The 23,197-nt window shown below is 40.1% G+C and carries 21 protein-coding genes; 15 read left to right on the forward strand and 6 right to left on the reverse strand.

Annotation, left to right across the window (positions count from 1 at the left end; translation table 11 throughout):
- Positions 1-23 precede the first annotated feature (23 nt).
- A complete protein-coding gene (locus tag HDE70_RS07960) occupies positions 24-1,442 on the reverse strand; it encodes a PLP-dependent aminotransferase family protein (RefSeq protein ID WP_183889245.1) in 1,419 nt (472 codons plus the stop codon).
- A 92-nt stretch (positions 1,443-1,534) separates the two neighbouring features.
- Between HDE70_RS07960 and HDE70_RS07965 the strand changes: the two genes are divergently transcribed.
- The 4 genes from HDE70_RS07965 (at position 1,535) to HDE70_RS07980 (ending at position 4,790) form a co-directional block, all read left to right on the forward strand.
- Positions 1,535-2,431: a DMT family transporter gene (locus tag HDE70_RS07965; protein ID WP_183869610.1), complete on the forward strand. Its 897-nt coding sequence runs from the start codon at positions 1,535-1,537 to the stop codon at positions 2,429-2,431.
- 200 nt (positions 2,432-2,631) lie between these two features.
- The gene (gene mqo, locus HDE70_RS07970) at positions 2,632-4,134 is read left to right on the forward strand and encodes a malate dehydrogenase (quinone) (protein ID WP_183889247.1); all 1,503 of its coding nucleotides are present in this window, start codon (positions 2,632-2,634) and stop codon (positions 4,132-4,134) included.
- Positions 4,131-4,493: a hypothetical protein gene (locus HDE70_RS07975; protein ID WP_183869612.1), complete on the forward strand. Its 363-nt coding sequence runs from the start codon at positions 4,131-4,133 to the stop codon at positions 4,491-4,493. The genes mqo and HDE70_RS07975 overlap by 4 nt, the downstream gene beginning before the upstream one ends.
- Positions 4,494-4,607: 114 nt before the next feature.
- Entirely contained in the window at positions 4,608-4,790 is a 183-nt protein-coding gene (locus HDE70_RS07980; RefSeq protein WP_221302016.1) for a hypothetical protein, read from the forward strand.
- Between the two features lie 4 nt (positions 4,791-4,794).
- On the opposite strand, the gene HDE70_RS07985 is transcribed toward HDE70_RS07980, so the two are convergent.
- Positions 4,795-5,838: a DUF4236 domain-containing protein gene (locus HDE70_RS07985; RefSeq protein ID WP_183889249.1), complete on the reverse strand. Its 1,044-nt coding sequence runs from the start codon at positions 5,836-5,838 to the stop codon at positions 4,795-4,797.
- A 309-nt stretch (positions 5,839-6,147) separates the two neighbouring features.
- On the opposite strand from HDE70_RS07985, the gene HDE70_RS07990 reads away from it, so the two are divergent.
- Entirely contained in the window at positions 6,148-6,576 is a 429-nt protein-coding gene (locus tag HDE70_RS07990; RefSeq protein WP_183869614.1) for a hypothetical protein, read from the forward strand.
- On the opposite strand, the gene HDE70_RS07995 is transcribed toward HDE70_RS07990, so the two are convergent.
- Positions 6,573-8,792, reverse strand: coding sequence for a hypothetical protein (locus HDE70_RS07995; RefSeq protein ID WP_183869615.1), 2,220 nt, complete (start codon positions 8,790-8,792; stop codon positions 6,573-6,575). The genes HDE70_RS07990 and HDE70_RS07995 overlap by 4 nt on opposite strands.
- 146 nt (positions 8,793-8,938) lie before the next feature.
- Here HDE70_RS07995 and HDE70_RS08000 point away from each other — a divergent pair, with 146 nt between their 5' ends.
- The 3 genes from HDE70_RS08000 (at position 8,939) to HDE70_RS08010 (ending at position 12,871) form a co-directional block, all read left to right on the forward strand.
- Positions 8,939-9,841, forward strand: a complete 903-nt coding sequence (locus HDE70_RS08000) for a DMT family transporter (RefSeq protein WP_183889251.1) — start codon at positions 8,939-8,941, stop codon at positions 9,839-9,841.
- On the forward strand, positions 9,838-10,905 hold the full coding sequence (locus tag HDE70_RS08005; RefSeq protein WP_183889253.1) for a glycoside hydrolase family 130 protein: 1,068 nt from the start codon (positions 9,838-9,840) through the stop codon (positions 10,903-10,905). The genes HDE70_RS08000 and HDE70_RS08005 overlap by 4 nt, the downstream gene beginning before the upstream one ends.
- A gap of 79 nt (positions 10,906-10,984) precedes the next feature.
- Entirely contained in the window at positions 10,985-12,871 is a 1,887-nt protein-coding gene (locus HDE70_RS08010; RefSeq protein WP_183889255.1) for a PAS domain S-box protein, read from the forward strand.
- Here HDE70_RS08010 and HDE70_RS08015 read toward each other — a convergent pair.
- Positions 12,855-14,816 (reverse strand): ATP-binding protein, encoded by a 1,962-nt coding sequence (locus HDE70_RS08015; RefSeq protein ID WP_183889257.1) that lies wholly within the window; start codon positions 14,814-14,816, stop codon positions 12,855-12,857. The genes HDE70_RS08010 and HDE70_RS08015 overlap by 17 nt on opposite strands.
- A 244-nt stretch (positions 14,817-15,060) precedes the next feature.
- Here HDE70_RS08015 and HDE70_RS08020 point away from each other — a divergent pair, with 244 nt between their 5' ends.
- Positions 15,061-15,669 (forward strand): alpha-ketoglutarate-dependent dioxygenase AlkB family protein, encoded by a 609-nt coding sequence (locus HDE70_RS08020; protein WP_183889259.1) that lies wholly within the window; start codon positions 15,061-15,063, stop codon positions 15,667-15,669.
- Positions 15,670-15,687: 18 nt separating this feature from the next.
- On the opposite strand, the gene HDE70_RS08025 is transcribed toward HDE70_RS08020, so the two are convergent.
- Complete coding sequence (locus HDE70_RS08025; protein WP_183869621.1) at positions 15,688-16,116, reverse strand: DUF1810 domain-containing protein; 429 nt, start codon at positions 16,114-16,116, stop codon at positions 15,688-15,690.
- A gap of 133 nt (positions 16,117-16,249) precedes the next feature.
- Between HDE70_RS08025 and HDE70_RS08030 the strand changes: the two genes are divergently transcribed.
- Positions 16,250-17,176, forward strand: coding sequence for an SDR family oxidoreductase (locus HDE70_RS08030; protein WP_183889261.1), 927 nt, complete (start codon positions 16,250-16,252; stop codon positions 17,174-17,176).
- 38 nt (positions 17,177-17,214) lie between these two features.
- On the opposite strand, the gene HDE70_RS08035 is transcribed toward HDE70_RS08030, so the two are convergent.
- On the reverse strand, positions 17,215-18,093 hold the full coding sequence (locus HDE70_RS08035) for an alpha/beta fold hydrolase (protein ID WP_183889263.1): 879 nt from the start codon (positions 18,091-18,093) through the stop codon (positions 17,215-17,217).
- A 105-nt stretch (positions 18,094-18,198) separates the two neighbouring features.
- Between HDE70_RS08035 and HDE70_RS08040 the strand changes: the two genes are divergently transcribed.
- The 5 genes from HDE70_RS08040 (at position 18,199) to HDE70_RS08060 (ending at position 23,169) form a co-directional block, all read left to right on the forward strand.
- Positions 18,199-18,576 carry a MerR family transcriptional regulator gene (locus HDE70_RS08040; RefSeq protein ID WP_183869624.1) on the forward strand — a complete coding sequence of 126 codons (378 nt, stop codon included), beginning with the start codon at positions 18,199-18,201 and terminating at the stop codon, positions 18,574-18,576.
- 172 nt (positions 18,577-18,748) lie between these two features.
- Positions 18,749-19,888, forward strand: a complete 1,140-nt coding sequence (locus HDE70_RS08045) for an epoxide hydrolase family protein (protein ID WP_221302017.1) — start codon at positions 18,749-18,751, stop codon at positions 19,886-19,888.
- A 29-nt stretch (positions 19,889-19,917) separates the two neighbouring features.
- Positions 19,918-20,871: a helix-turn-helix transcriptional regulator gene (locus tag HDE70_RS08050; RefSeq protein WP_183889267.1), complete on the forward strand. Its 954-nt coding sequence runs from the start codon at positions 19,918-19,920 to the stop codon at positions 20,869-20,871.
- Between the two features lie 70 nt (positions 20,872-20,941).
- Positions 20,942-21,868 carry an alpha/beta fold hydrolase gene (locus HDE70_RS08055; protein WP_183869627.1) on the forward strand — a complete coding sequence of 309 codons (927 nt, stop codon included), beginning with the start codon at positions 20,942-20,944 and terminating at the stop codon, positions 21,866-21,868.
- Between the two features lie 89 nt (positions 21,869-21,957).
- Positions 21,958-23,169 (forward strand): TCR/Tet family MFS transporter, encoded by a 1,212-nt coding sequence (locus tag HDE70_RS08060; protein WP_183889269.1) that lies wholly within the window; start codon positions 21,958-21,960, stop codon positions 23,167-23,169.
- The last annotated feature ends 28 nt before the right edge of the window (positions 23,170-23,197 follow it).

The following is a 23,197-nucleotide window of genomic DNA, read 5'->3' on the forward strand; positions in this document are numbered from 1 at the left end:
TTCCAGCTAAAAATTTAAAATCACTAACCTTTCAAACTCTTAGCCAGATTTCCAAGTAGTTTCAGTTTAGCTCTTATTTCCGCTGACCAGGATAAACCAATACAAAGTCTCATACAGTTTTCAAACTGACTTTGTAAGGTAAATATTCGCCCCGGGGTAATGCTGATTTGTTGTTTAATAGCCAGGTAATACAATTTCTTTGTGTCAATCTCCTTGCTGAATTCGATCCAGATGGCAAGCCCTCCCTGGGGTCTGCTCGTTTTTGTCCCTTCCGGAAAATATTCCGCTATAGCCTGGACATAATTCTGATAATTGAGTTGTAAAGTGCGGCGAAGCTGACGTAAATGATTTTCATACTTACCCGTCTTCAGGAAATTGGCAACTGATTCGTGAATAATAGAAGCAGAGGAAATAGAATGGATCAGCTTTAGTTTAAGTAATTTTTCCTTGTATTTACCCGGAGCCACCCAACCTACACGATAACCCGGTGCCAGGGTTTTGGACACAGAACTGCACCATAACACATTTCCTTCTTGATCAAATGACTTGCAACATTTTGGTCGCTGCGTACCAAAATACAGATCACCATAAATATCATCCTCAATCAAGGGGATCTGATGCTGAGCTAAAAGTGCAACAATTTCTTTTTTATGTTCATCAGGTATACAACTTCCTAAAGGTGTATTGAAGTTGGGAACCAGCAGGCAAAGATTAATTTTTGGAATAGCTTCCTTCAACGCAGCTATTTCTAAGCCTGTAACCGGATGTGTTGGTAATTCCAATATTTTAAATCCAAGGCTGACAGCCAGTTGTAACGTACCGGGATAACAAGGGCTTTCCATCGCTATCGTGTCCCCTGGCTTTCCCAGCGCCATTAAACAAAGAGATACTGCATTGATTGCGCCATGGGTAGTAATTAGTTCATTTTCATGCAAATTTCCTCCCCATGATAAAGAACGGATCGCGATCATCCTTCTCAATTTGATATTTCCCTGCAAAGGTTCGTAACCTGTACCACCCTCGCTGAGCTCACGGGTGGCCATGATGATCTCCTTTTTAAGCTTGGCCAGTGGTAGCAGATCTCCCGATGGCGCGCTAATGGAAAAAAGTGTCAGATTTTCATTTCCCATGTTGGCATAAACCTGGTTGATCAGTTCATCCGGTTCGTTGTCATTAGCCATAGATGACGGCTGGCTAACCTCAGGAAGCGGTAGTTTTAAATAAGGTAGCCGGCTTACAAAATAGCCTGACTGTGGTTTTGAATCGATTAATGATTGCGCTTCCAGTTCCAGGAATACTCTTTTTGCCGTATTCATGCTGATCATATATTCCTTACATAACATTCTTATAGAGGGCAATTTGTCTCCGGATTTTAAAAGCCCACTGGTAATCTGCCTGGCAATTCCAGTTGCAATGTCACTATACAGAAAATCTTTACTCATCTTACAAAGATAACTGTGTCCATTGAAATACACAAAACTGAGACTGTGTTTGTGTTTAAGCCTTCGCTACTTTTACGGGATAACCTAACAACATGGATACTAATCAGTCAATTCCTGATCAAACAACAAAAAATATAAGCCGCGGATGGATAAACGGAGCAATCGGCGTATTGATTTTCAGTGGGTCGATGCCTGCAACAAAGGTAGCTGTTCTGGGCTTCGGGCCAATTTTTGTCACTGTTGCCAGGGCAACCATTGCGGCTCTGCTTGCGCTGTTTATTTTACTGTTTTTTAAAGAAAAGCGACCAGAGCAAAAGCATTTTTTTTCCTTATTTATTGTAGCGACAGGCGCTGTCATAGGATTTCCGTTACTTTCTGCACTCGCTTTACAATATATGACTTCGGCACATTCGCTGGTGTTTCTGGGTATGCTGCCATTGACCACAGCAATATTCGGTGTAATGCGTGGGGGAGAGCGCCCCCATCCATTATTCTGGCTATTTTCCGGCTTAGGAAGCTTGTTGGTTATAGGCTTTGCAGTTGCTCAGGGCATTACCGCCTCACCAAAAGGTGATATCCTGATGTTCCTGTCAATAATCTTATGCGGGCTCGGTTATGCAGAAGGAGCGAAGCTTTCTAAAACACTTGGCGGCTGGCAGGTGATCTGCTGGGCATTAGTGCTTTCGCTACCCCTGATGGGGCCAGTTATGTTTTATCAGCTTCCTGCTACGTTCGCAGAAATTGGTACACTGGCCTGGATAGGGCTGGCTTATGTCTCTATATTCAGTATGCTGATTGGTTTTATATTCTGGTATCGTGGTTTAGTACAGGGTGGTATAGCCGCTGTGGGGCAGTTACAACTATTGCAACCATTTTTTGGATTAACTCTTGCCGCTACCTTACTTCATGAACAAGTGAGCATAGGAATGTTAGCTGTCACTGTTGGTGTAATCCTTTGTGTTGCAGGTTCAAAGAAATTTGCAAAATAAATAAGCTGACATCAATTATAATAATGGCAGCAAACAACAATTAATCGAAATTTCAGTCGTTGGATAAAGGGAAATAAGTTTGTAACGCTTCATCTTAAAGCCAGAAAGCCGGTAATGGATTTGGTATTGGGAAGCCCGATGGGTGTAGATATTCATCCTGAAAATAATAGATTTTTCATCACACATTAAAATAGAACACCATGAAAGAACCAGTTCATTCAGGAAACACAGACGTTATTCTCATCGGAGCAGGAATTATGAGTGCAACCCTTGCGGTCATGTTAAATGAGCTTGATCCCAATCTCCGGATCAAAATCTATGAAGTACTGGATCAGCCTGCACAAGAAAGTTCCAATGCCTGGAACAATGCAGGTACCGGCCATGCTGCACTTTGCGAGCTTAACTATACGCCTGAGAAAGAAGACGGAAGTATTGACATCTCTAAAGCACTTGAAGTCAATACAGAATTTGATTTATCACGTCAGTTGTGGTCATATCTGGCCGGGAAAAACATAATTAAAGACCCACAATCATTTATAAACTCAGTGCCGCATTTTAGTTTTGTGCAGGGAGCTGATAATGTAGAATTCCTTAAAAAGCGCTTTGAAGCACTTTCTGCCAGCCCATTTTATCATGGGATGGAATTTTCTGATGACAAGCAAATTATCGAAAGCTGGTTACCTATTGTGATGGAAGGCCGTGATCCGCAGGAAATTGTAGCTGCAACAAAAATGATTACCGGAACAGATGTAGACTATGGTGCATTGACCAATATATTCCTGGACTCCCTTAAAGAAAAATCAAACATTTCTATTCATTATCACCACCGCGTACAGGATCTTAAACGCGAAGGTTCCGGATGGGAAGCCAAAATCAGAAATGAGGAAACAGGCCATCACCATTTTGTTAACGCAAACTTTGTCTTTATCGGTGCTGGTGGCGGATCATTAGCATTACTTCAAAAATCGGAGATTCCAGAGGCCGAAGGGTATGCTGGCTTTCCGGTTAGCGGGATCTGGTTACGCTGCGACAAGCAGGAAATAGCAGAGCGGCACCATGCAAAAGTTTATGGAAAGGCATCCGTAGGCTCACCGCCGATGTCAGTACCGCACCTGGACCAGCGGCACGTTGCAGGCAAGACTTCTTTGCTTTTTGGGCCTTATGCGGGCTTCTCTTCCAAGTTTTTAAAACATGGTTCTTACCTGGATTTATTCAGTTCGATTGATCCGCATAATATTCTTCCTTTGCTTGCAGTAGGCAGAGATAATATGGCATTGACCAAATATCTGATCGGGCAGGTTCTTGAATCTAAAGAAGAGCGTTTTGCCGCATTACGTGAGTTCTTTCCTGGAGCCAATGAAGAAGACTGGCAGCTGGAAACCGCAGGGCAACGCGTTCAGATTATCAAAAAAGATCCTGAACATGGAGGAATTCTGGAATTCGGTACAGAACTGGTCGGCTCGTCTGATCAAAGTATAATTGCGATGCTTGGTGCATCACCCGGCGCATCTACCGCAGTTTGGATTATGGTCAATGTATTGGAACGTTGCTTTGCCGAAAAGATGAAAAATGAGGGATGGGCTGAAAAATTGAAAGAAATGATCCCTTCTTACGGACAATCACTAAAAGACAATCCAGCGCTTTGCCTGGATTTAAGAAAGAAAACTGCTGAAACACTTCATCTTCAAAATATAAAATCATGATCAAAGCCTATTTAATGTATACCGGTGAGGACGGTGACTCTCATTTTACAACCGGCAGTATAGCTGAAGGAGCGCTGGTCAAAGCCGACCACGTTCTTTTTAAGGAAACTCCTGCTCATTCTACCTTTGACTGGCATAATGATCCCATACCACAGTATGTGATCACGCTGTCGGGCATACTCGAATTTACCATGAAAAATGGTGAGAGCTTTATTCTTCACCCTGGAGATGTTCTGTTAGCTACTGATGAGACCGGAACAGGACACGAATGGAAGCTCTTGAACGATGAACCCTGGAAACGTATTTATGCTGTATTTGAGGAAGGCGCAGACACACATTTTATCCCTGACAAGAGATAATTTTATTTGTACCTTTATTCATCAAATGGAATTAACCGGAAATAAAGTAAAACTCAGGCGCTTAACTATCAATGATAAAGATGGATTAATTCAAGCAGCCAGCGATGGTGAACTGTGGAATTTACCTTATACCTCAGATTAGGTGCTAAAGAGGAGGGAGTTATCCGATACGAACGGATCATGCCCGATGGCAGAAAGAGAAATTCTGTGCGGTATAGTATCATCGAAGAAGAATGGCCTGAGGTGAAGCAATTATTGGTAGAGAAAATGCAAAAAATCGGGAATATAAATATATAGATCATCAAATACCTGCGCCACTTAATTTATATAAGTTAGACCGTTTAATTGCTATTTGATACTCTTTAAATACGTTGCTGAATTCTTCAGTGGACTCATAGTTGCTAAATTCATATTCCTCATTTAATCCTGTGTGGGTTGATAATGTAATTTCACCATATCTGACTATTGGAATCTGATAGTTTCCATTAAACCTTTTATCTGGCGTCCCGTTTTTATTGACCCTGGCCCATGTCTTGTCAATTATTTTTGAGTCGGCGGGAACAGCATCTGTTTCTGTAAAACGTACAGCACGTTGTTGTAAATTGATTTCATCAATGCCTATAATTGCAAAGTCAGCCTGGTTAGCATACATGATTATAAAACTTGGGTAGCAATACAAATCAGCCCCATTTGCATTTTGGAAATAAAGTGCTTCAAAATTTGATCTCAGGCCGGGAATTGAGCTGAACGAGAACTTTACCTCCTGCTTATTGACAATAGTGCTTGCTGAGGAACGCGAAATCACCCTGTCCTGAAAATGTGCGCTTGTGATATCCCAGATTTTATGACTGGTTGCTAATTTCTTAAAGGCGTTAACCAATTTGTCATACTTTTCTTTGATTTCTGAGTCAAAATCAATCTCCAAATTGACGTAACAATCCTCAATTGCTGCCTTTGTCTGACTAATTGCTTCTTTTTGCATTTCAATATCAGCCGTTAAATTTTCAGAGATACGTTTAATGAGCAACCCATAAAGAAATATATAGCTGAACATACGCTTTAATTTTGAAGTTCCCAGAGTTGTCTGGATGTTTAATAAATCACTCTCTAACTCTTTTCTCTGTTGGTATGCCAGAACAATCGCTTCTTTTACACCTTTCATATTCTGGCTTGTTATTTTATGGATATCTGCACTAAAGATGTTGTCAGCAGGGGCGGGAGGCGTATAGGAGTCAGGAAGTATAATTGCTCCTTCAATATCGATTGAGGTTGATATACCACTTTTGCTTAAGTTTAAATGTACTCCAGGGATGATTTTTATTCGTTTGTGGAAACTCCAGGCCATTTTTTTCAGAATTACAGGTTGATTTTTTCTTCAAAAATAGAGGGTGACAATGTGACTTTTTTACGGAAAACCATAAAATGAAGTACTATTTTTCAAATACTTTTGCGGCTGTTTAAATGTGTGTTTTGTTTTAAAATACGGGGTATTGTGCATGAAATTTGCACGATACCCATGTGTTTCGATGATTGGTATCGTTACTTCTTACCTTATTGTATCGAATGGCATAAACTTCCTGGTGCCTAATCCATAAGATTTTTAAAAGCTGTCTAAAAACAAAAAAACGTAATCAAAAACATTAGCTTTGCCCGCATGCAAGCCACCGAACTAAGAATAGGAAATTACGTGAAGACTTTATCTGGCAATGACCCGATAAAAGTAATGTCTATCTATCCTGAAGGTATTAACAGCCATACCGATGTTAACGCCGAAATCATGACCGGCCTGGTATTTGATCAAAGTGGATTTATACCGGGTAGAGTAGAAGAAATTTTTCCTGTTCCGATCACTGAAGACTGGCTCGTTAACAAATTTGGTTTTAAAAATAATGGTCAGGGCTACTACCAGCATCATGAATTTAATTTCTTCTTATATCATATCGTGGAAGATGAATATTTCGACTGTTATAAACAAGTGCCCGCAAACGATGAAACAGGAGATTTTAAAACACTGCAACACGTTCATAAATTACAGAACCTGTTTTTTGAATTGTTTGAAGAAGAGTTAACCCTTAAAGATTAATTAATTCCTGATTTCCAAATAATACTGACCCGCTGATTCCCTGACAGGAGATATTCAAGATGCCCCTTTGGGGTTAGCTTTCCTTTTAAAGGCTTTGTTTTCCCATTTATGGTCACCGTAAAATCCGGCAGGCTGGAAGCATCGCCCTTAATCATCATCATCCGGCAAGATAACCGCTCATCTCCAAGGGTAGAAAAATGTATATTCTTTCCTTTGATGGCTTTAAAACCGGCTGTCGGATAGTCTACATAGATTAAAAAAGATTCATCCGGCACCCGGAGATAATGTCTTGGTAAAATACCAAATGCATTTCCTGCGCCGTAAACCTCCTGACCAACCGAACCTGACTTTTGCCAGCCATCCTGCAAGTCTTCTAATGCAATCCACAGCTTAGTATCAACTTCCCCGATTTTCGGTTTTTCCTCCAGCATTTCTTCAGGTAACATACCAGGATAATAATAAACCGCCCGGTCAACCAGGTAGCGGATATATTCGGCGATTAACAATTTTACCGAAGGAAGGATTTCAACACCTTCAGCATGTTTCAGATAATCATGTAAAGCACAGAATACTTCCTGCTCTTCATAAACAGCAGTATATGGTGCATCGTTAAGTGGAAATAACGCGAAGAATTTCGGGAAGTTTCTGCCATAACCATAATTACAATCCCAGATTTGTGTATTCCGGAAGATCCCTGCCAGACACTGGTAACTAAGATCCAGATAAAGCTCATTTTGAGTAATCTTGTAAAGCCGGAGTAACGCACCAGAGGCAAATGCAGTATTATTTGCCTGATAAAATACTTCGAGCCCATAATCCTGCAATGTTTTTGCAGCCTTTTCTGCCTCATTTAAAAAGCGTTTTTCTTTAGTTAACTCCCACGCCTGAAGCATAACATGTGCATAAATCCCGGCCACATCTTTTTCGCCCCCTTTACCTTCAGCAGTCTCTGCTTTAAGTACTTCAAGAGTGTCCATCTTATAAAAAACAGGCCATTGATAGTTGAAATGATGCGCTACTTTTATCGCGAAATCCAGAGAATCCAGAAAAAGCTTTTCTGCAACCTGATCGCCTTTCAAAGCAAGCCGCGATAAATTAAGTAAAGGATGGTGTAAATACCATGAATCCATAACACCCGGTTTTTTCTGTTCTTCTTCCCCTTCAAGTTTTTCTTCTGCGGCAGGCAACCAGCGCATAATTGAACCGATTTTCCGATCATAAAACGCAGGTAAGCCATCTTTAATAGTTTTCATGACCCTCAGTTCCGTTTTACTCCATTCCACATAATCCAGAAGTGGCAGCAGTACTGCTAGTTGTACCATGATCTCTGGTGGGGTATTGTAGTCACTTACGTAAGCATTGAAATATTTATGGCCCGCTACCTGGCTCCAGCATCCGGGACTCTCTATCAAGTCTTTTAAACCCTTATCCAGAACGTCGGGCCAATGCTGATACCTGGTTTCTGGTCTTGGAAGCAACAGGTAAATCCTTGCCAGCAGATTGAGAAATTGTCTGGCGATCATAAATTCCTCCCCGGAAACCCCCTCCTCAAAAGCCACAAATGCATCTGAAATAACGACTTCTTTTCCTGCTTTTAAAGGTTTCTCTATTGCCGAAGGAAGTGCAAAACCCATTTCTGGCCAGCTGCCGCCAACAACATCTGCACAGGAGGTTTGTGTTTGCTGACAATAATCTGCCAGTGCGGTCAGATTTTGAAGGTAAAGCATGGTTGCCGAACTCGGTCTGGTTTCAGTCAGATAAATTAATCCTGTCCGGGTACCTTCCTGACTCACATGTATCTTTCCTGCTGTATTTTCAGGGTTGCCCTTTTTACCGGTAAACAGAATATCTCTTGGCCAGAATGGAACAAAAAGATCCTTTGCTGGCGTCAGGGTTGTCGTGTAGCGCAATACAGGAACTGCTGATTGCTCATCTATTATAATAGTTAACTGCTGCGTTCCGCTATAACTATTGAGCTTAAATTGGATGCTCTGGCTACTTTCTGTTCCCTTTTTTACTGTGAGGAACCCTTCAGGGCTAAAGGCTGCCCGAAAAGCAACCTTTCCGCCATTTGGCATTTCTGTTACAATCCAGATGGAGTCTTTACGCTGATAAACTTTAAATTCAAAACTACCGGCAGATTTAACATAAAGTGCTGACTGGTTATTCTGTAACTCAGCACATGCAGCCAGTGCCCAGGGAGATAGTCCGTTCATAATCAGGTCTGTTTAATTTTGATGAGGACTCAACAGTAAGACGAGTGCATTGTTTTAAATAGATTGATTTAAAATTATTTAAACAATCCTGAGATATAACCTGTTAATTATTCATCATTGTTACCAATCAATCCGAATAATTCTGAATGAAAAATAAACAAACTTCTTCCATATTATGGCTGATTTTTATCATGTTGGTATGGGGGAGTACCTATGCAGTGACTAAGTCCGTGGTCCATGTGTTACCGCCTGGTTGCTTTGCTTTTGTACGCTTTATAATTGCTTTACTATGTCTTTTACCAGTTTATCTCTCAGATCGTAAAGCTATAGCCGCCCAGCAATTTAAAAAAAATGATTACTGGTGGCTTTTTCTGATGGGAATAACAGGGATTTCAGGTTATTATGTTTTTTTTAATTACTCATTGATGTATACTTCAGCCTCCAGCGGGGCTTTAATCCAGGGTTTTATTCCAGTCTGTATTGCCCTGTCCGGAATTCTTTTTCTGAAGGAGCACTTATCCGGATTGCAGATTACAGGTATCTGTTTGTCTTTTATTGGGGTGGTTCTCGTTGGTTTGATTGCCGCAGAAGATAAAGGGGAAAAGAGCAATTTAATAGGTAACCTGTTGATGATTGCCGCTGTGTTATGCTGGACAACTTATACCTTAATTTCCCGTAAACTTAACCATTTAAAGCCGATTATAATTACCTTTTGGAGTGGTTGTATAGGTACTGCTCTGCTGTTCCCACTGTCAATATATGAATTCAGTCAATTCACTCAGCCAGTCCATATCAGTCTCAATGGATGGATGGCTTTAATTTATCTTGGAGCAATTTCCTCTGCCTTTTGTTATTTGATGTATAATAAAGCATTGGAGAAATTACCTGCTGCAATGGTAGGAAATTTTCTTAACCTGGATATTATGATTGGAGTACTGATCGCTATATTGTTTTTACAAGAGCAGCTCAGTATTATTCAGCTGGCCGGCGGTGTTTTTATCCTTTCAGGATTAGTATTAAGTTCACAAAAAAACAATAAACTGCAATGAAAGATCTTGCCAAACGATTTCCTGAAAACCCATTACTGATGCCCAAAGATATTAAGCCCAGCGCCCAGGGGCTTCAGGTCATTTGTTTACTTAATCCGGGGGTATTTATTTTCGGAGGCAAAACATGGCTGCTGGTCAGGGTAGCAGAAAGTATAAAACAAGTTGAAGGCTGGGCTTTCATTCCTGTACTCAACGATGAAGGCCATCTGGAAATTATGGAGGTCCCTTTAAACGACCCGGATCTGATTGCTACAGATGCAAGGATCTTTAATTACAAGGGATTAGATTACCTGACTACAGTTTCTCATTTACGATTGCTGAGCAGCCTGGATGGAATAAACTTTTCCGAAGAAGTAAACTACCCCGGCCTGTTTGGAAAAGGCAAACTTGAACGTTATGGTATTGAAGATTGCAGAGTTTCACTGATAGAGGGACTTTATCATCTTACCTATACCGCAGTTTCCGAAAATGGCGTTGGGGTGGGGCTGCAAACCACCACAGACTGGCAACACTTTGAGCGTAAGGGGATGATCTTACCACCGCACAATAAAGACGCAGCAATTTTTGAAGAAAAAATCGATGGCATGTTTTACGCATTGCACAGACCAAGCAGTAAAGATATCGGTGGTAATTACATCTGGCTTGCAGAATCTCCTGACGGACTGCATTGGGGAAATCATAAATGTATTTTGAAAACCCGTCCTGGAATGTGGGACAGCGCAAGAGTTGGCGGTGGCGCATCACCAATTAAAACTGAACAAGGCTGGCTGGAAATTTATCACGGTGCTACTGCTGAACATCAGTATTGTCTGGGTGCATTTTTAATGGACCTGCAAGATCCGTCAATTGTTCTTGCCAGAAGTATTGAGCCTATTATGGTACCATTGGAAAGTTATGAACTCAGCGGCTTTTTTGGTTTTGTTGTTTTCACCAATGGCCATATAGTCCACGGAGATCAGCTGACTATTTATTACGGTGCTGCTGATGAATTTGTATGCGGAGCTAATTTCTCTATCCAGGAGATTTTGCAGTCTTTAAAATGGAATACCTCCGGATCGCAATAAATAATTATAGCTGATTATTTTGTTCATCTTTCTTGGTGAAATACGTTAACAATGATTAGTTTTGTTGTATTAACTATATATGGAAGATTTCGAATTGCTTCGGGGGAAAATTGCTCAATATGAGAAAGAAAATAAAGAACTGGCACTTCGCTTGGAAGAGTTGAATGACTTTGTTGAAAACGCCTCATTACCACTACATTGGGTTAATGCTGAAGGAATAATTATATGGGCCAATCAAGCTGAATTTGTTTCATTGGGCTATACAAGAGAAGAATATATTGGATTTCCCATCAGTAATTTTCATGCAGATCAGGAAGTTATACAAGATATCCTTTACCGGCTGACCAATAACCAGACACTCCTTAATTATCCTGCCAGGTTACGCTGTAAGAATGGTGATATTAAAAACGTGCTCATCAATTCGAGTGTACTCTGGAAAGAGGGCAAATTTGTACATACGCGTTGTTTTACCAGAGATGTTACACCACTGATCCAGGAACTGGAAAGAAAGGCAGAACTGATGCATGATCTGGAGCAAAATGAAACTAAATTAAAAATAGCCATCGAGTCCACTAACCTCGGTACATGGGAATGGGATCCTAAAGCAAACATCTTGTTCTGGTCAGAAGAATGCAGAAATGTTTTTGGCTATCCTGCTGCTGAACAAATAACTTTTGATGAATTCAGTAAGATGATTCATCCTGAAGATAGATCCAATGTGATTCAGTCAATGCATGAATCTATTGAATCCGATAATGGTGAGACGAATAGCCTGACTTACAGGATTCACCGTTTTAATGATAATGAAATGCGCTGGATTAAGGCCCAATGGAGAAGGAGCTTTAAAACAGACCGCTATGCCAGCTTACTGATTGGGACTACACTGGATATCACAGATGTTAAATATGCAGAAGAAAAAAGTGCAAAGTTAGCGGCTATTGTCAATTCAAGTAATGATGCTGTGATCAGTAAAACTTTAAATGGAATCATTACCAGCTGGAATGACTCAGCAGAACGGACTTTTGGCTACAGTGCTGAAGAAATAATAGGTCAGCCAATCATGAAACTAATACCGCCTGACCGTGAAGAAGAAGAAATCCAGATTCTTTCCCGGTTAAGTAAAGGCGAAAGGGTAGATCATTTTGAAACCAGAAGAATCACTAAAACTGGAAAAATGATTGATGTGTCCCTGACTATATCACCCGTTAAAGATCCTGAAGGCAAAATTATTGGTTTATCAAAAATTGCCAGAGATATTACAGAGCGGAAACAAGAAGAACAGCGGAAAAATGATTTTGTGGCTATGGTAAGTCACGAATTAAAGACGCCATTAACTGCGCTTACCGGTTATCTTCAGTTATTGCTGATGCGTTCCAGGAAAGAAGGAGACGAGTTCAGTGTTAAATCATTGATCAGAGCAGAAGCCCAGACTAAAAAAATGGTAGCTATGATTCATGATTTTTTGAGTTTGGCAAGAATGGAAGAAGGAAAGCTTCAAATAGAAAAAAGGGAAGTAGAACTGCATCCATTAATGATGGAAATTGCCGAAGATGCTAAATTCTTAACTTCACTGCATACCATAAAACTAATAGACTGCGAGGGAATTATAATCAATGCCGATAGGGATAAAATCGGACAGGTATTAATGAACCTGGTCAGCAATGCCATTAAATATTCGCCCGAAGGAGGCTTAATTACGCTGGGTTGTGAAAAACAAAATGGAAAAGTGAAGATATATGTCAGTGATCAGGGCATAGGGATTAGCCCCAATGATCAAAAAAGACTATTTGAACGCTTTTACAGGGTAAATAATAATGGTATAAAAACTGTACCTGGTTTCGGTATAGGCCTATACCTTGTTTCAGAGATCCTGCGTTATCATGATAGTGAAATTGTGGTTGAAAGTGAAGAAAACGTCGGGTCAGTATTTTACTTTTATTTACAGACCCTCAGCTCTTCAATTTAAACCAAAAAACACTTCCTTTGCCAATTTCGCTGTCTATGCCTATTTGTCCGCCATGTTTTCTGATGATTTCTGAACAAATATAGAGTCCAAGCCCCAGACCTGAATATTGACTGCCAGCACTATCAACCCTGTAGTAGCGATCAAATATATGTGGTATTTTCTCCTGCGCAATTCCGGGGCCCTGATCTTCAACAGAAAGTTTAACGTGATCAGCTGACTTCGCTATATTGATAACTATCTCTTTAGATTCCGGGGCATACTTTATCGCATTATTGATAAAATTAGTAATGATCTGGCCAATCCTTTCCGCATCAGCATATACCTGTAAATCCGGATCTCCGGTAAGTTTAAGTTGATATTTGCCTTCATAATTGATATGCTCACAACATTCGCTGACAACTTCAGACAACTTGAATACAGTCTGGTTCAGATGGAGCTGTCCATGATTATATTTACTGGTATTCAGCAGGTCCTCAATTAAGTTGCCCACTTTATCTATACTTTTATTAGCTTTTTCAATCAAATTTCCCATCATTTCTGCTGATGGATTGCTGAGCATTCTTTTCATCAGTTGTAAGGAAACCTTTAAAGTTGTCACGGGAGTTTTAAGCTCATGGCTGGCAATACTGATGAAATCATCTTTTTGCTCTTGCAATAATTTCTGTTCGTGAATGTCAGTACAAGTCCCAAACCATTTCACTATTTTTCCTTCCGAATTATAAAATGGAGCTGCGCGTCCCAGCACCCACACATATTCACCAGTGTGTTTTTTTAACCGGTATTCAATTTCGTAATGTTCACCAGTTTTTAAAGAATGTGCCCATTTCTCCTTCGCTCTTTCCCTGTCATCAGGATGAAACATCTGATTCCAGCCTGTATCCTTAGTATGTTCAAAGTTTGAACCTGTAAAGTCATACCATCTGTGGTTATAATATTCATGCATGCCCATCGCATCAGTTACCCAAACCATTTGGATGATGGAATCAGCTAACTGCCGGAATTGTAAGAAATTCTCTTCTATAACCTTTCTGGCCTCTACTTGCTCCGTTAAATCTGTAGCTACGACAAGTATGCTATCTGTTTCGCCTGATTCATGCAGAATAGGCTGATAAAGTACATCAAAGTAGTATTTTTTTAAGAGTCCTTCATTTTCCAGCATGGCAGAAATCTCGTATTTAGCGTAGGGCAGACCAGAAGTATAAACATCGTCCAGTATTTTTAAAAAAGGTTGTCCTTCCAGCTCAGGCAAAGCAGTAGCTAAAGGCTGCCCGATAACCGCTGCTGATTTCCCCCAAAACTGTAAAAGTTTATTGTTTGCCATTTCAATAAGGAGCGCTCTTGATTTAAGGACACCAATAGCTACAGGTGTTTGTGTAATCAGGTTAGTTGACCTGGACTCACTTTCTGCAAGCTCAATTAAAGTCTGCTCAATTTGTTGCGTTGTTTTTACTTTATTGGTGGTTTCATAACAGGTAACCAGGACACCACCAATTTCCCCATTTACATCAATTACCCGGCTATAACAGAAAGTCCAGTAAACATCTTCCATTCTGTTATTTCTATAGATTGGAATCAGCTTATCCTCATTCCAGGTTGCTTCACCACCAGCCATCACCTGATCAATTAAAGGTTTGATAACCGGCCATATTTCCGGCCAGCATTCTTCTCCTTTTTGACCCAGTGCCTTCGGGTGTTTTCCTTCGTATCCTAAACTGGGTTTATAGGCATCATTATAAAATTGTATCAGCTCAGCACCCCACCATAAAAACATGGGGAATTTTGAATGAAGAATAATACTTACAGTAGTCAATAAATTTTGAGACCATTGATCCGGAGCTCCCAAAGTAGTTCCAGACCAATTAAATGAGCGGGTCAGCATACCCATTTCACCACCACCCTCTAAATATAAAGGATAGGATAGCTGTTGCCTTTCTTGTAAGGACATAATATTTTAATTCAGAGAATTGTTTAGATAGATGTTATAGATTATTATAGCTATTGCCTGTTTATAATATCAGGCAAGTAACGGCTTTGTATTAATGGCAATAACACATATATGTGTATAAAGATTAGGCACTCTAATTTTTTAGTAATTAACAGGGCTAAGTGTTTTTGATTACTAAAAATATTAGTATATATTTGTATTTGCTTAAGCTTTATAACTAAAGCTGGCATCAGAGGGATAGAATATGGAACAATTGAGTTTTTTTGCTGAGGCAGGCCAGAGTCCCGGACTTCCTGCCGAACTTTTAACTTATCACCCTGATATATTTACAGCGCAGGAAAGTGATAGGTTTCTGCAAAAATTTATTGCTGAAACACCCTGGAAGCAAAAAATAGTCAGTATGTATGATAAGCAGGTAATTACTCCAAGGCTTACCGCATGGTATGCGGATAAAGAAACCTATGATTATACCTCTTTACGCAAAACTGAGCCTTTGTTATGGACACCCGAACTTCTGCAAATTAAAGAACGTGCAGAAGAAATTGCGGGGGTGACTTTCAATAGTGTGCTGTTGAATTATTATCGGGATGGAAATGATTCTGTGGCCTGGCACAGTGACAATGAAAAAGTTTTGGGGACACATCCGGTAATTGCGTCAGTGAGTTTCGGACAGGTCAGGTCTTTTGATATCAGGAACAAACAGGATCATTCCAGCAAATATTCCATCAGGTTAGAAAATGGTGCACTCATGATTATGAAAGGTAATTTACAAACAGATTGGGAGCATAGGGTTCCAAAATCAATAAAACCAATGCGCGCAAGAGTGAATTTAACTTTCAGAGTGGTAATTTAGCTACTTAATAAATTAAAATCAACGGTGAAGATTGAGGATTTTTAAGGTGATATGGTCTTTCAGGCCGTTAAAGAATTTCTTTAATACTTTTTCAAAGACAGGATCACTATTCGGAATTTCAGAAAATAAAGTCATGCACGATTTCAGTTTCAAATCATCCGGGCTGCTCAATACCAGGTGTGCATCATTGGTCTCCAAAGCAAGCAGCGTATGACACATCAAAATCAGCCTTGGCCCAAGTACCCGGTGATGCAGAAATTCAGCAGCTTCCTGTAGATCCTTTATACCGTAATATTTTGAGTTTTCAGTAAAACCAAGACCCTGGATCTGTGGGAAAATATACCACATCCAGTGCGTGTTTTTTTTACCTTGCTGAATCTCGCCAAGCGCAGTTTGAAATACTCCTTTTTGAGCAGTTATAAATCTTTCCAGATCGTGTGATTTCATGTTAATTGATGATTTTCGAATACTTTAGCTTAGGTTTCCGTGGATTCATAGTGGTATTAAGGTAAACATTTTTTTCTGAAAACTTTTGTTAAATTACAGTGTTCACGCCTAAGTAAACATTAAACCATATCCTATGAAAGAAGAAAGTAAAATTGAAGACAAGCAGGTAACCAGTGGATCTCCGCTCGAAGATCCGACAAAGAAATATTTCAAACCTCCATTTAAAGAACAAGAACAACCCTGGCCAGGACTCGCATCCAAAATGGTGCCTGTACCAGATCACGGTGAAAAAAGTTACGTTGGCTCTGGCAGACTCACCGGACGTAAAGTACTGATCACAGGTGGTGACTCTGGTATAGGAAGAGCAGCTGCGATTGCTTATGCCAGGGAGGGGGCTGATGTAGCTATAAACTACTTACCAGAGGAAGAACCGGATGCTAAAGAGGTTATTGAACTGATCAAAAAAGCAGGCCGTAAGGCAATAGCTATTCCCGGAGATATCAGAACAGAAGAATTTTGTATAAAACTCGTTAAAGATGCTGTAAAAGAACTTGGAGGATTAGATATTTTAGTGAACAATGCAGGCAGACAACAAAGCCATCAGTCTATCCTGGAGCTGAGCACTGAAGAGTTTGACTGGACAATGAAGACTAATATTTATGCACCTTTCTGGATTACAAAAGCGGCATTGCCTCATCTTAAACCCGGATCTTCAATCATTGTAACCACTTCAGTTCAAGCTACAGATCCTTCAGCAGATCTTTTTGATTATGCACAAACTAAAGCTGCAAATACAAGTTTTGTGAGGTCAATGGCAAAACAACTGGGGCCTAAAGGTATCCGTGTCAATGGTGTATCACCAGGCCCGATCTGGACAGTACTGCAAGTTACAGGAGGTTCAACCCAAGAGAAAGTAAAACAATTTGGCAAAGAAACTCCCTTAGGCAGACCTGGTCAGCCAGCTGAGTTAGCTTCTATTTATGTACAACTGGCAGCGAATGATGCAAGTTATTCCACAGGCCAGATTTATGGCGCTGCCGGTGGGAGCGGCCAACCTTAAATACAATGGGCAATCCTGATCAGGGTTGCCCAAAAGTTTTAAAAGCCCAAAAAATCCCTGATATAATTGACTACTTCTCCTGGTTTTTCGGCAAGCATAAAATGTCCACTGTCTTCTACCTTAACTAATTTCGGATCAGTTATATAACCAGGAAGGGAATTTTGCAGCATCCCGTAACCGCTGGCACCTATTCCAAGTACAGGCATAATAAGTTTATCATAGGACTTACTATCTGCTATGTCTTGTGGAAATGCCTGATACCATGCGTTTGATGCTCTTATGCCATCATTGCTATCGTAGGCAAGCGCATACACCGCTTTATCAAACTCATCAATACTGCTTTGATTTTTTAATAAGGTTTTAAAAATCCAATCCAGAACCATGTGCATCCGGCCGGCAAGTAGTTGCTCTGGAAGTTCTTTGATCTGGCTGAAAGCCAGCCACCAGGGATAAACGTAATTCGCCCCTAAAATTGGAACCATAGGAAGCTGATACATTTGCGGATCTGGATGCGGTGTATCTAAAATAATCAATTTCTCTGTCTGTTCTGGAAAATTGGCGGCAAAACTAAAAGCGATATGCGCTCCAATATCATGGCCAGCAATATTAATTTTTTCGTACCCTGATTTTTTTACAAGTTCACTTATGTCCCTGGCCATATTCTTTTTATCATAGCCATCTGCTGGTTTTTCAGAACTGCCCATTCCTCTGATATCTACGACAATAACACGATAATTTTCAGCCAGTTCTGGCATTACTTTATGGTAAGCCCACCAGGTTTCCGGCCATCCGGGAAGCAGAACCAAAGGTTGTCCTTCTCCACCTTCTACATAATGCAGCTTTATTCCGTTCACTTCCACATGATGGTTTTGAAATCCCGGAAGCAATTTTACAAGCTCTTCGTCTGAATATTGCATTTTAATAAATTTATGTTTCAATTGTAATTGCAATAGTAAAAACTATTTTTGTAACCACAAAGTGTGTAGTATACTACATAGTTCAATTTATTTTACATTAATTTCATGAAACTAATTAATCAGCTTTCTAAAGAAACAGGAATACCTATAGGCACGATCAGATTTTACGAAAAATCAGGTTTATTCAGTGGTGAAAAGAAACAGGGGGTAACCACCAATAACTATGTTTATTATGGAAATGATGTTGTTGAAAAATTACGGTTCATACAAATGGCTAAAGCTGTAGGTTTTACCCTGGCTGAAATTAAAGAAGTAGTTGACGCCTGGTATAAGAAGCAAATCAGCCAAAAAGCAAAACTTGAAGTTCTTGATAAAAAACTCCTGCAAATAGACGAGAAAATCAAAGAGCTGAAAGCAGTAAAAAAGCAAATTGCTATTTGTAAGTTTAATATTGAAAACGGAATTGGCCCGGACAATAATTAAAATTGATTTTCAAAGCTGCCACAGCAGACACCTTTTGAAACCTTATCGCTCACCACATCTTTAAAGACTATGAATACCTCATAAGTACCTGCCTTTAGTTATAGTCAGTTTAAGTATAACCTATTTCGGTCGTTTCTGAGGTATATTTTCCGTCTTTTTCTTACCTTTCGTGATGATAAAACCTTTTTCAGTAAATGTTCCCCAGCAGGTTCTTGATGATTTGAAATTAAGACTAAGTTTGACCCGGTGGCCGGACGAAATCATGAAATCCAATTGGGATTATGGCGCTGATCTTTCTTATATGAAAGAATTGATCTCCTATTGGAAGGATACATTTGATTGGCGTAAGGTTGAAAATGAAATTAATGCCTATCCAAACTTTATAGCTGATATTGAAGGTCATCAGGTGCATTTTATGCATATCAAAGGTAAGGGGAAGCAATCAGTTCCTTTAATTATCACGCATGGATGGCCAGGGTCGTTTCTGGAAATGATGAAGCTGATACCTTTACTGACAGAAAACCCTGACTACTCTTTTGACCTGGTTATTCCTTCGGTTCCGGGCTTTGGATTTTCAAGTAAAGCAGTTGATCCGGGTTGCAACAGCGAATTTGTCGCAGATCTCTGGCATCAATTGATGACAGCATTAGGCTATAAACATTACGGAGCACAAGGTGGCGATATAGGGGCAGGAGTCAGCTCATGGTTATCCTTAAAATATCCATCAAATGTTATTGGTTTACATCTGAACTATATCTCTGGTTCTTATAAACATTATTTACAAGAAGATGAGCAGCTTACTGACGAGGTTGTGGCTTTTCAGAAAACCAGTGCGGAGTGGTCGGCCAAAGAAGGTGCATATGTTCACATGCATATTACAAAACCGCTTACTGCGGCTTATGGGCTAAACGATTCTCCTGCTGGATTGTGTGCATGGATTATTGAAAAATTTAAAGGCTGGAGCGATAATAAAGGCCATATTGAAAATGCCTTTACTAAGGATGAGCTGCTCGCTAACGTCACCTTATACTGGATTACACAAACAATCCATTCCTCAATGAGAATTTATAACGAAAACAGTAAAAAACCACTGACTTTTGGAAAAAATGATTTTATAAAAGTACCAGTCGGTTTTGTTAAATTCCCGAAAGAATTGCCAACTCCGCCACGTGCTTACGTGGAAAAAAGCTTCAACATCCGGCATTGGACTTCTATGCCTGCGGGCGGGCATTTTGCGGCTTCAGAACAACCCGTATTACTGGCAGATGATATCCTGGATTTCTTTTCAAAATTGAATGAAAAACAGCATTAAACAGTATAATTAATGTTCTAAATTGCGCAATGAACCGAATAGACCGTCTTTCTGCTATCCTAATTCAATTACAATCACGCAGAACTGTGAGGGCCAGGGATATTGCAGATCGCTACCGGATTAGTTTAAGAACTGTCTACAGAGATATCAGCTCTTTGGAAGAGGCCGGAATCCCCATTATAGGAGAATCCGGAATAGGTTATTCCCTGGAAGAAGGTTACCGGTTACCGCCGGTTATGTTTACGCGCGAAGAAGCCACAGCCTTGATTACCGCAGAAAAATTAGTAGCTCAATTCACCGAGCCAACACATACCAGTTTATTTTCTTATGCATTAGACAAGATCAGAGCTGTACTTGAACCTGGTGATAAAGATTACCTGAGCCATATGGAAGGTAAAATAGAGATCGTGCAGCATACTTTCCTTCAGGAAGGTGTAACGCAGGATGACATTTTGAAAATTATACTGGCTGGACTTGGAGCTCACCTGGTGATGAAGATGAATTACTTTACACATGCCAGGCAAGAGGAAACAAAACGTACCATTGAGCCCGTAGGCATATTTTATGTAAATCGTTACTGGCATTTGTTTGCTTTTTGCCGGGAGAAAAATGATTACAGGGATTTTAGATTTGACCGGATTAAACAAATCTCCTTAACTGAGATCAAATTTAAAACCCAGCATCCCACATTAAAGAGTCTGCTGAACGCGCAATATGCAGCTACAAAACTAGAAGAAGTGACTTTGCTTGTTTCACAGCAGGGTGCATTACAAATCAGCGATTCAAAGTACTATTTTGGTTATGTATCAGAGCGCAATGCAGCCGCTGGAATTGAAATGGACTTTTTAACCATGTCTATTGAAGGGTTCGCACGCTGGTATATCTCGATTGCTGATTATGCAACGATCCTTCATTCCGATAGCTTAAAAAATAGTGTAAAATCATTGTTTGCTTCCTTCGCTGAGACCGTGAAAACTATTTAAAAACTTGCTGACACAAGGCTGTCACACCTTGAATGTTTCTTTGCAGTGTTAAAATTAAAAGAAACACAAGATGAAAACAGCACTAAACGCTACCTGGAATCAAGACGCAATCAAAGATGAAGAACTGGTTAAATTAGTTCCAGGATTTACAAATAAAAATGCAATTGTTAACGGCATTAATATTCACTATGTTGAAGGAGGACAGGGGCAACCACTAGTCTTAATTCCAGGATGGCCTCAAACCTGGTGGGCATTTCATAAAATGATGCCTGCCTTAGCGGAGAAATTTCATGTGATCGTTGTTGACATGAGAGGGATGGGCAGCAGTGATAAACCAGAAACTGGTTATGATAAAAAAACGATGGCTAAAGATATCTTTGAGCTCGTTCAGCAATTAGGGTATGACGAAGTGAATATCGGCGGACATGATATCGGAGCTCAGGTCGCTTTTAGTTTTGCAGCTAATCATCCTGAAGCAACGACTAAACTTATTATTCTGGATACACCACATCCTAATGCAGGTATGTATTATATCCCACTGATCCCATCTCAAAATAACTCTTTAACTAGTGATCAGCCTCAAAATCATCTATGGTGGATGGCATTTAACCAGGTAAAAGGTTTACCAGAGGAACTTTTAATTGGCAGGTCACACTTAGTTCATAATTACATTTTTAAGTATGCCTCGGTAGATGAAAGTGCGATTAGCGCGTTTGACCGTGCGGTTTATCTCGCGGCTTATGACAATGCAGACGGTATTCGTGCAGGTAACGGATGGTATCAGACTTTTGCGCAGGATATTGAAGACAATAAGGAGTATGCAGCGTTAATGGTGCCCGTAATTGGTATTGGTGGAAGCGGTTATGAATTACTGCAAAGAGAATTACCTCCATTTGCAGTTGATTTGCAAGTGGTAAAAGTTGAAGGAAGCGGACATTTTATTATGGAAGAAAATCCTGAAGAAACTACAGCATTGATACTGGGATTTTTAAAATAAACAGGTTAAGCAACGCTTTCTCTTTGGAGGAAGGGTTGCTTTGCTACCGATCTCAAAACACTTTAAACCACAAACATTAATTGATTCAAATGGCTTCAAAAAAAGATACCGCGATGGTATTTATTTTGGTGACTCTCCTTATAGATTTTACCGGATTCGGAATTATTATTCCTGTTTTGCCCAAACTAATCCAAAACCTGACTGGTGGAAATATCAGTGTTGCCGCAGATTATGGTGGATATTTAATGGCTGCTTATGCGCTGGCTCAATTCATATTTTCACCTATTCTCGGTGGGTTAAGTGATAAATTTGGAAGACGCCCAATATTATTGATCTCTTTATTTGGCTTAGGTATAGATTATATTTTTCTTTCTTTTGCGCCCTCCATATTTTGGTTGTTTGCCGGGCGCATTTTAGCAGGTGTTGCAGGTGCGAGTGTCAGTACTGCACTTGCTTATATTGCTGATATTTCTGAACCTGCACAAAAGTCCAGAAATTTCGGACTGGTTGGTGCCGTTTTTGGCATTGGTTTTATCCTAGGCCCGGTTGTCGGCGGACTCTTTAGCACCCTTGGTTTAAGAGCCCCTTTTATGGTTGCTGCCGGATTAGCGCTGGTCAACTGGTTATACGGTTATTTTTTATTGCCAGAATCTTTAGCTGAAGTCAACAAAAGAGATTTTTCATGGAAAAGGGCGAATCCAGCAGGTGCATTTGTAAATATTGCTAAATATCCGGCAATCATCGGATTACTGATCACGATGTTCTTACTTTATATCGCTAACCATTCGGTCAATTCTAATTGGTCTTATTATGTAATTGAAAAACTCAAGTGGGATTCAACGATGATAGGGTATTCATTAGGACTGGCAGGGCTGGTGCTTGCACTTGTGCAAGGTGTATTAATCAGGTTTATTGTTTCTGAAAACCATCAAAAGCTGGCCATTTATTCTGGTCTTCTCTTATACAGTATAGTGTTCATTTGTTTTGCATTTGCAGCTAACGGTGCATGGATTATGCTTTTTATTTTACCTTACGGACTGGCAGGAATTGGTGGCCCGGCTATGCAGAGTTTAATCTCAAATCAAGTGGCTCCGAATTCTCAGGGAGAGTTACAAGGGATCATTACTGGTTTGCAAAGTCTGGCCGCAATCATTGGCCCCTGGGTGATCAGCCATATCTTTGTGTATTTCATCAGATCGTCTGCTCCTGTATATTTTCCGGGTGCGCCCTTTATTTTTAGTGCTGTTTTAACCCTGACCGGTTTAGTCATTGCCTTGAAGACTATCCGGAAATATTATTAATGTTTTTTTGGTTACAGAATTGACCGGA

Source organism: Pedobacter cryoconitis (genome assembly GCF_014200595.1).
GTDB lineage: Bacteria > Bacteroidota > Bacteroidia > Sphingobacteriales > Sphingobacteriaceae > Pedobacter > Pedobacter cryoconitis_C.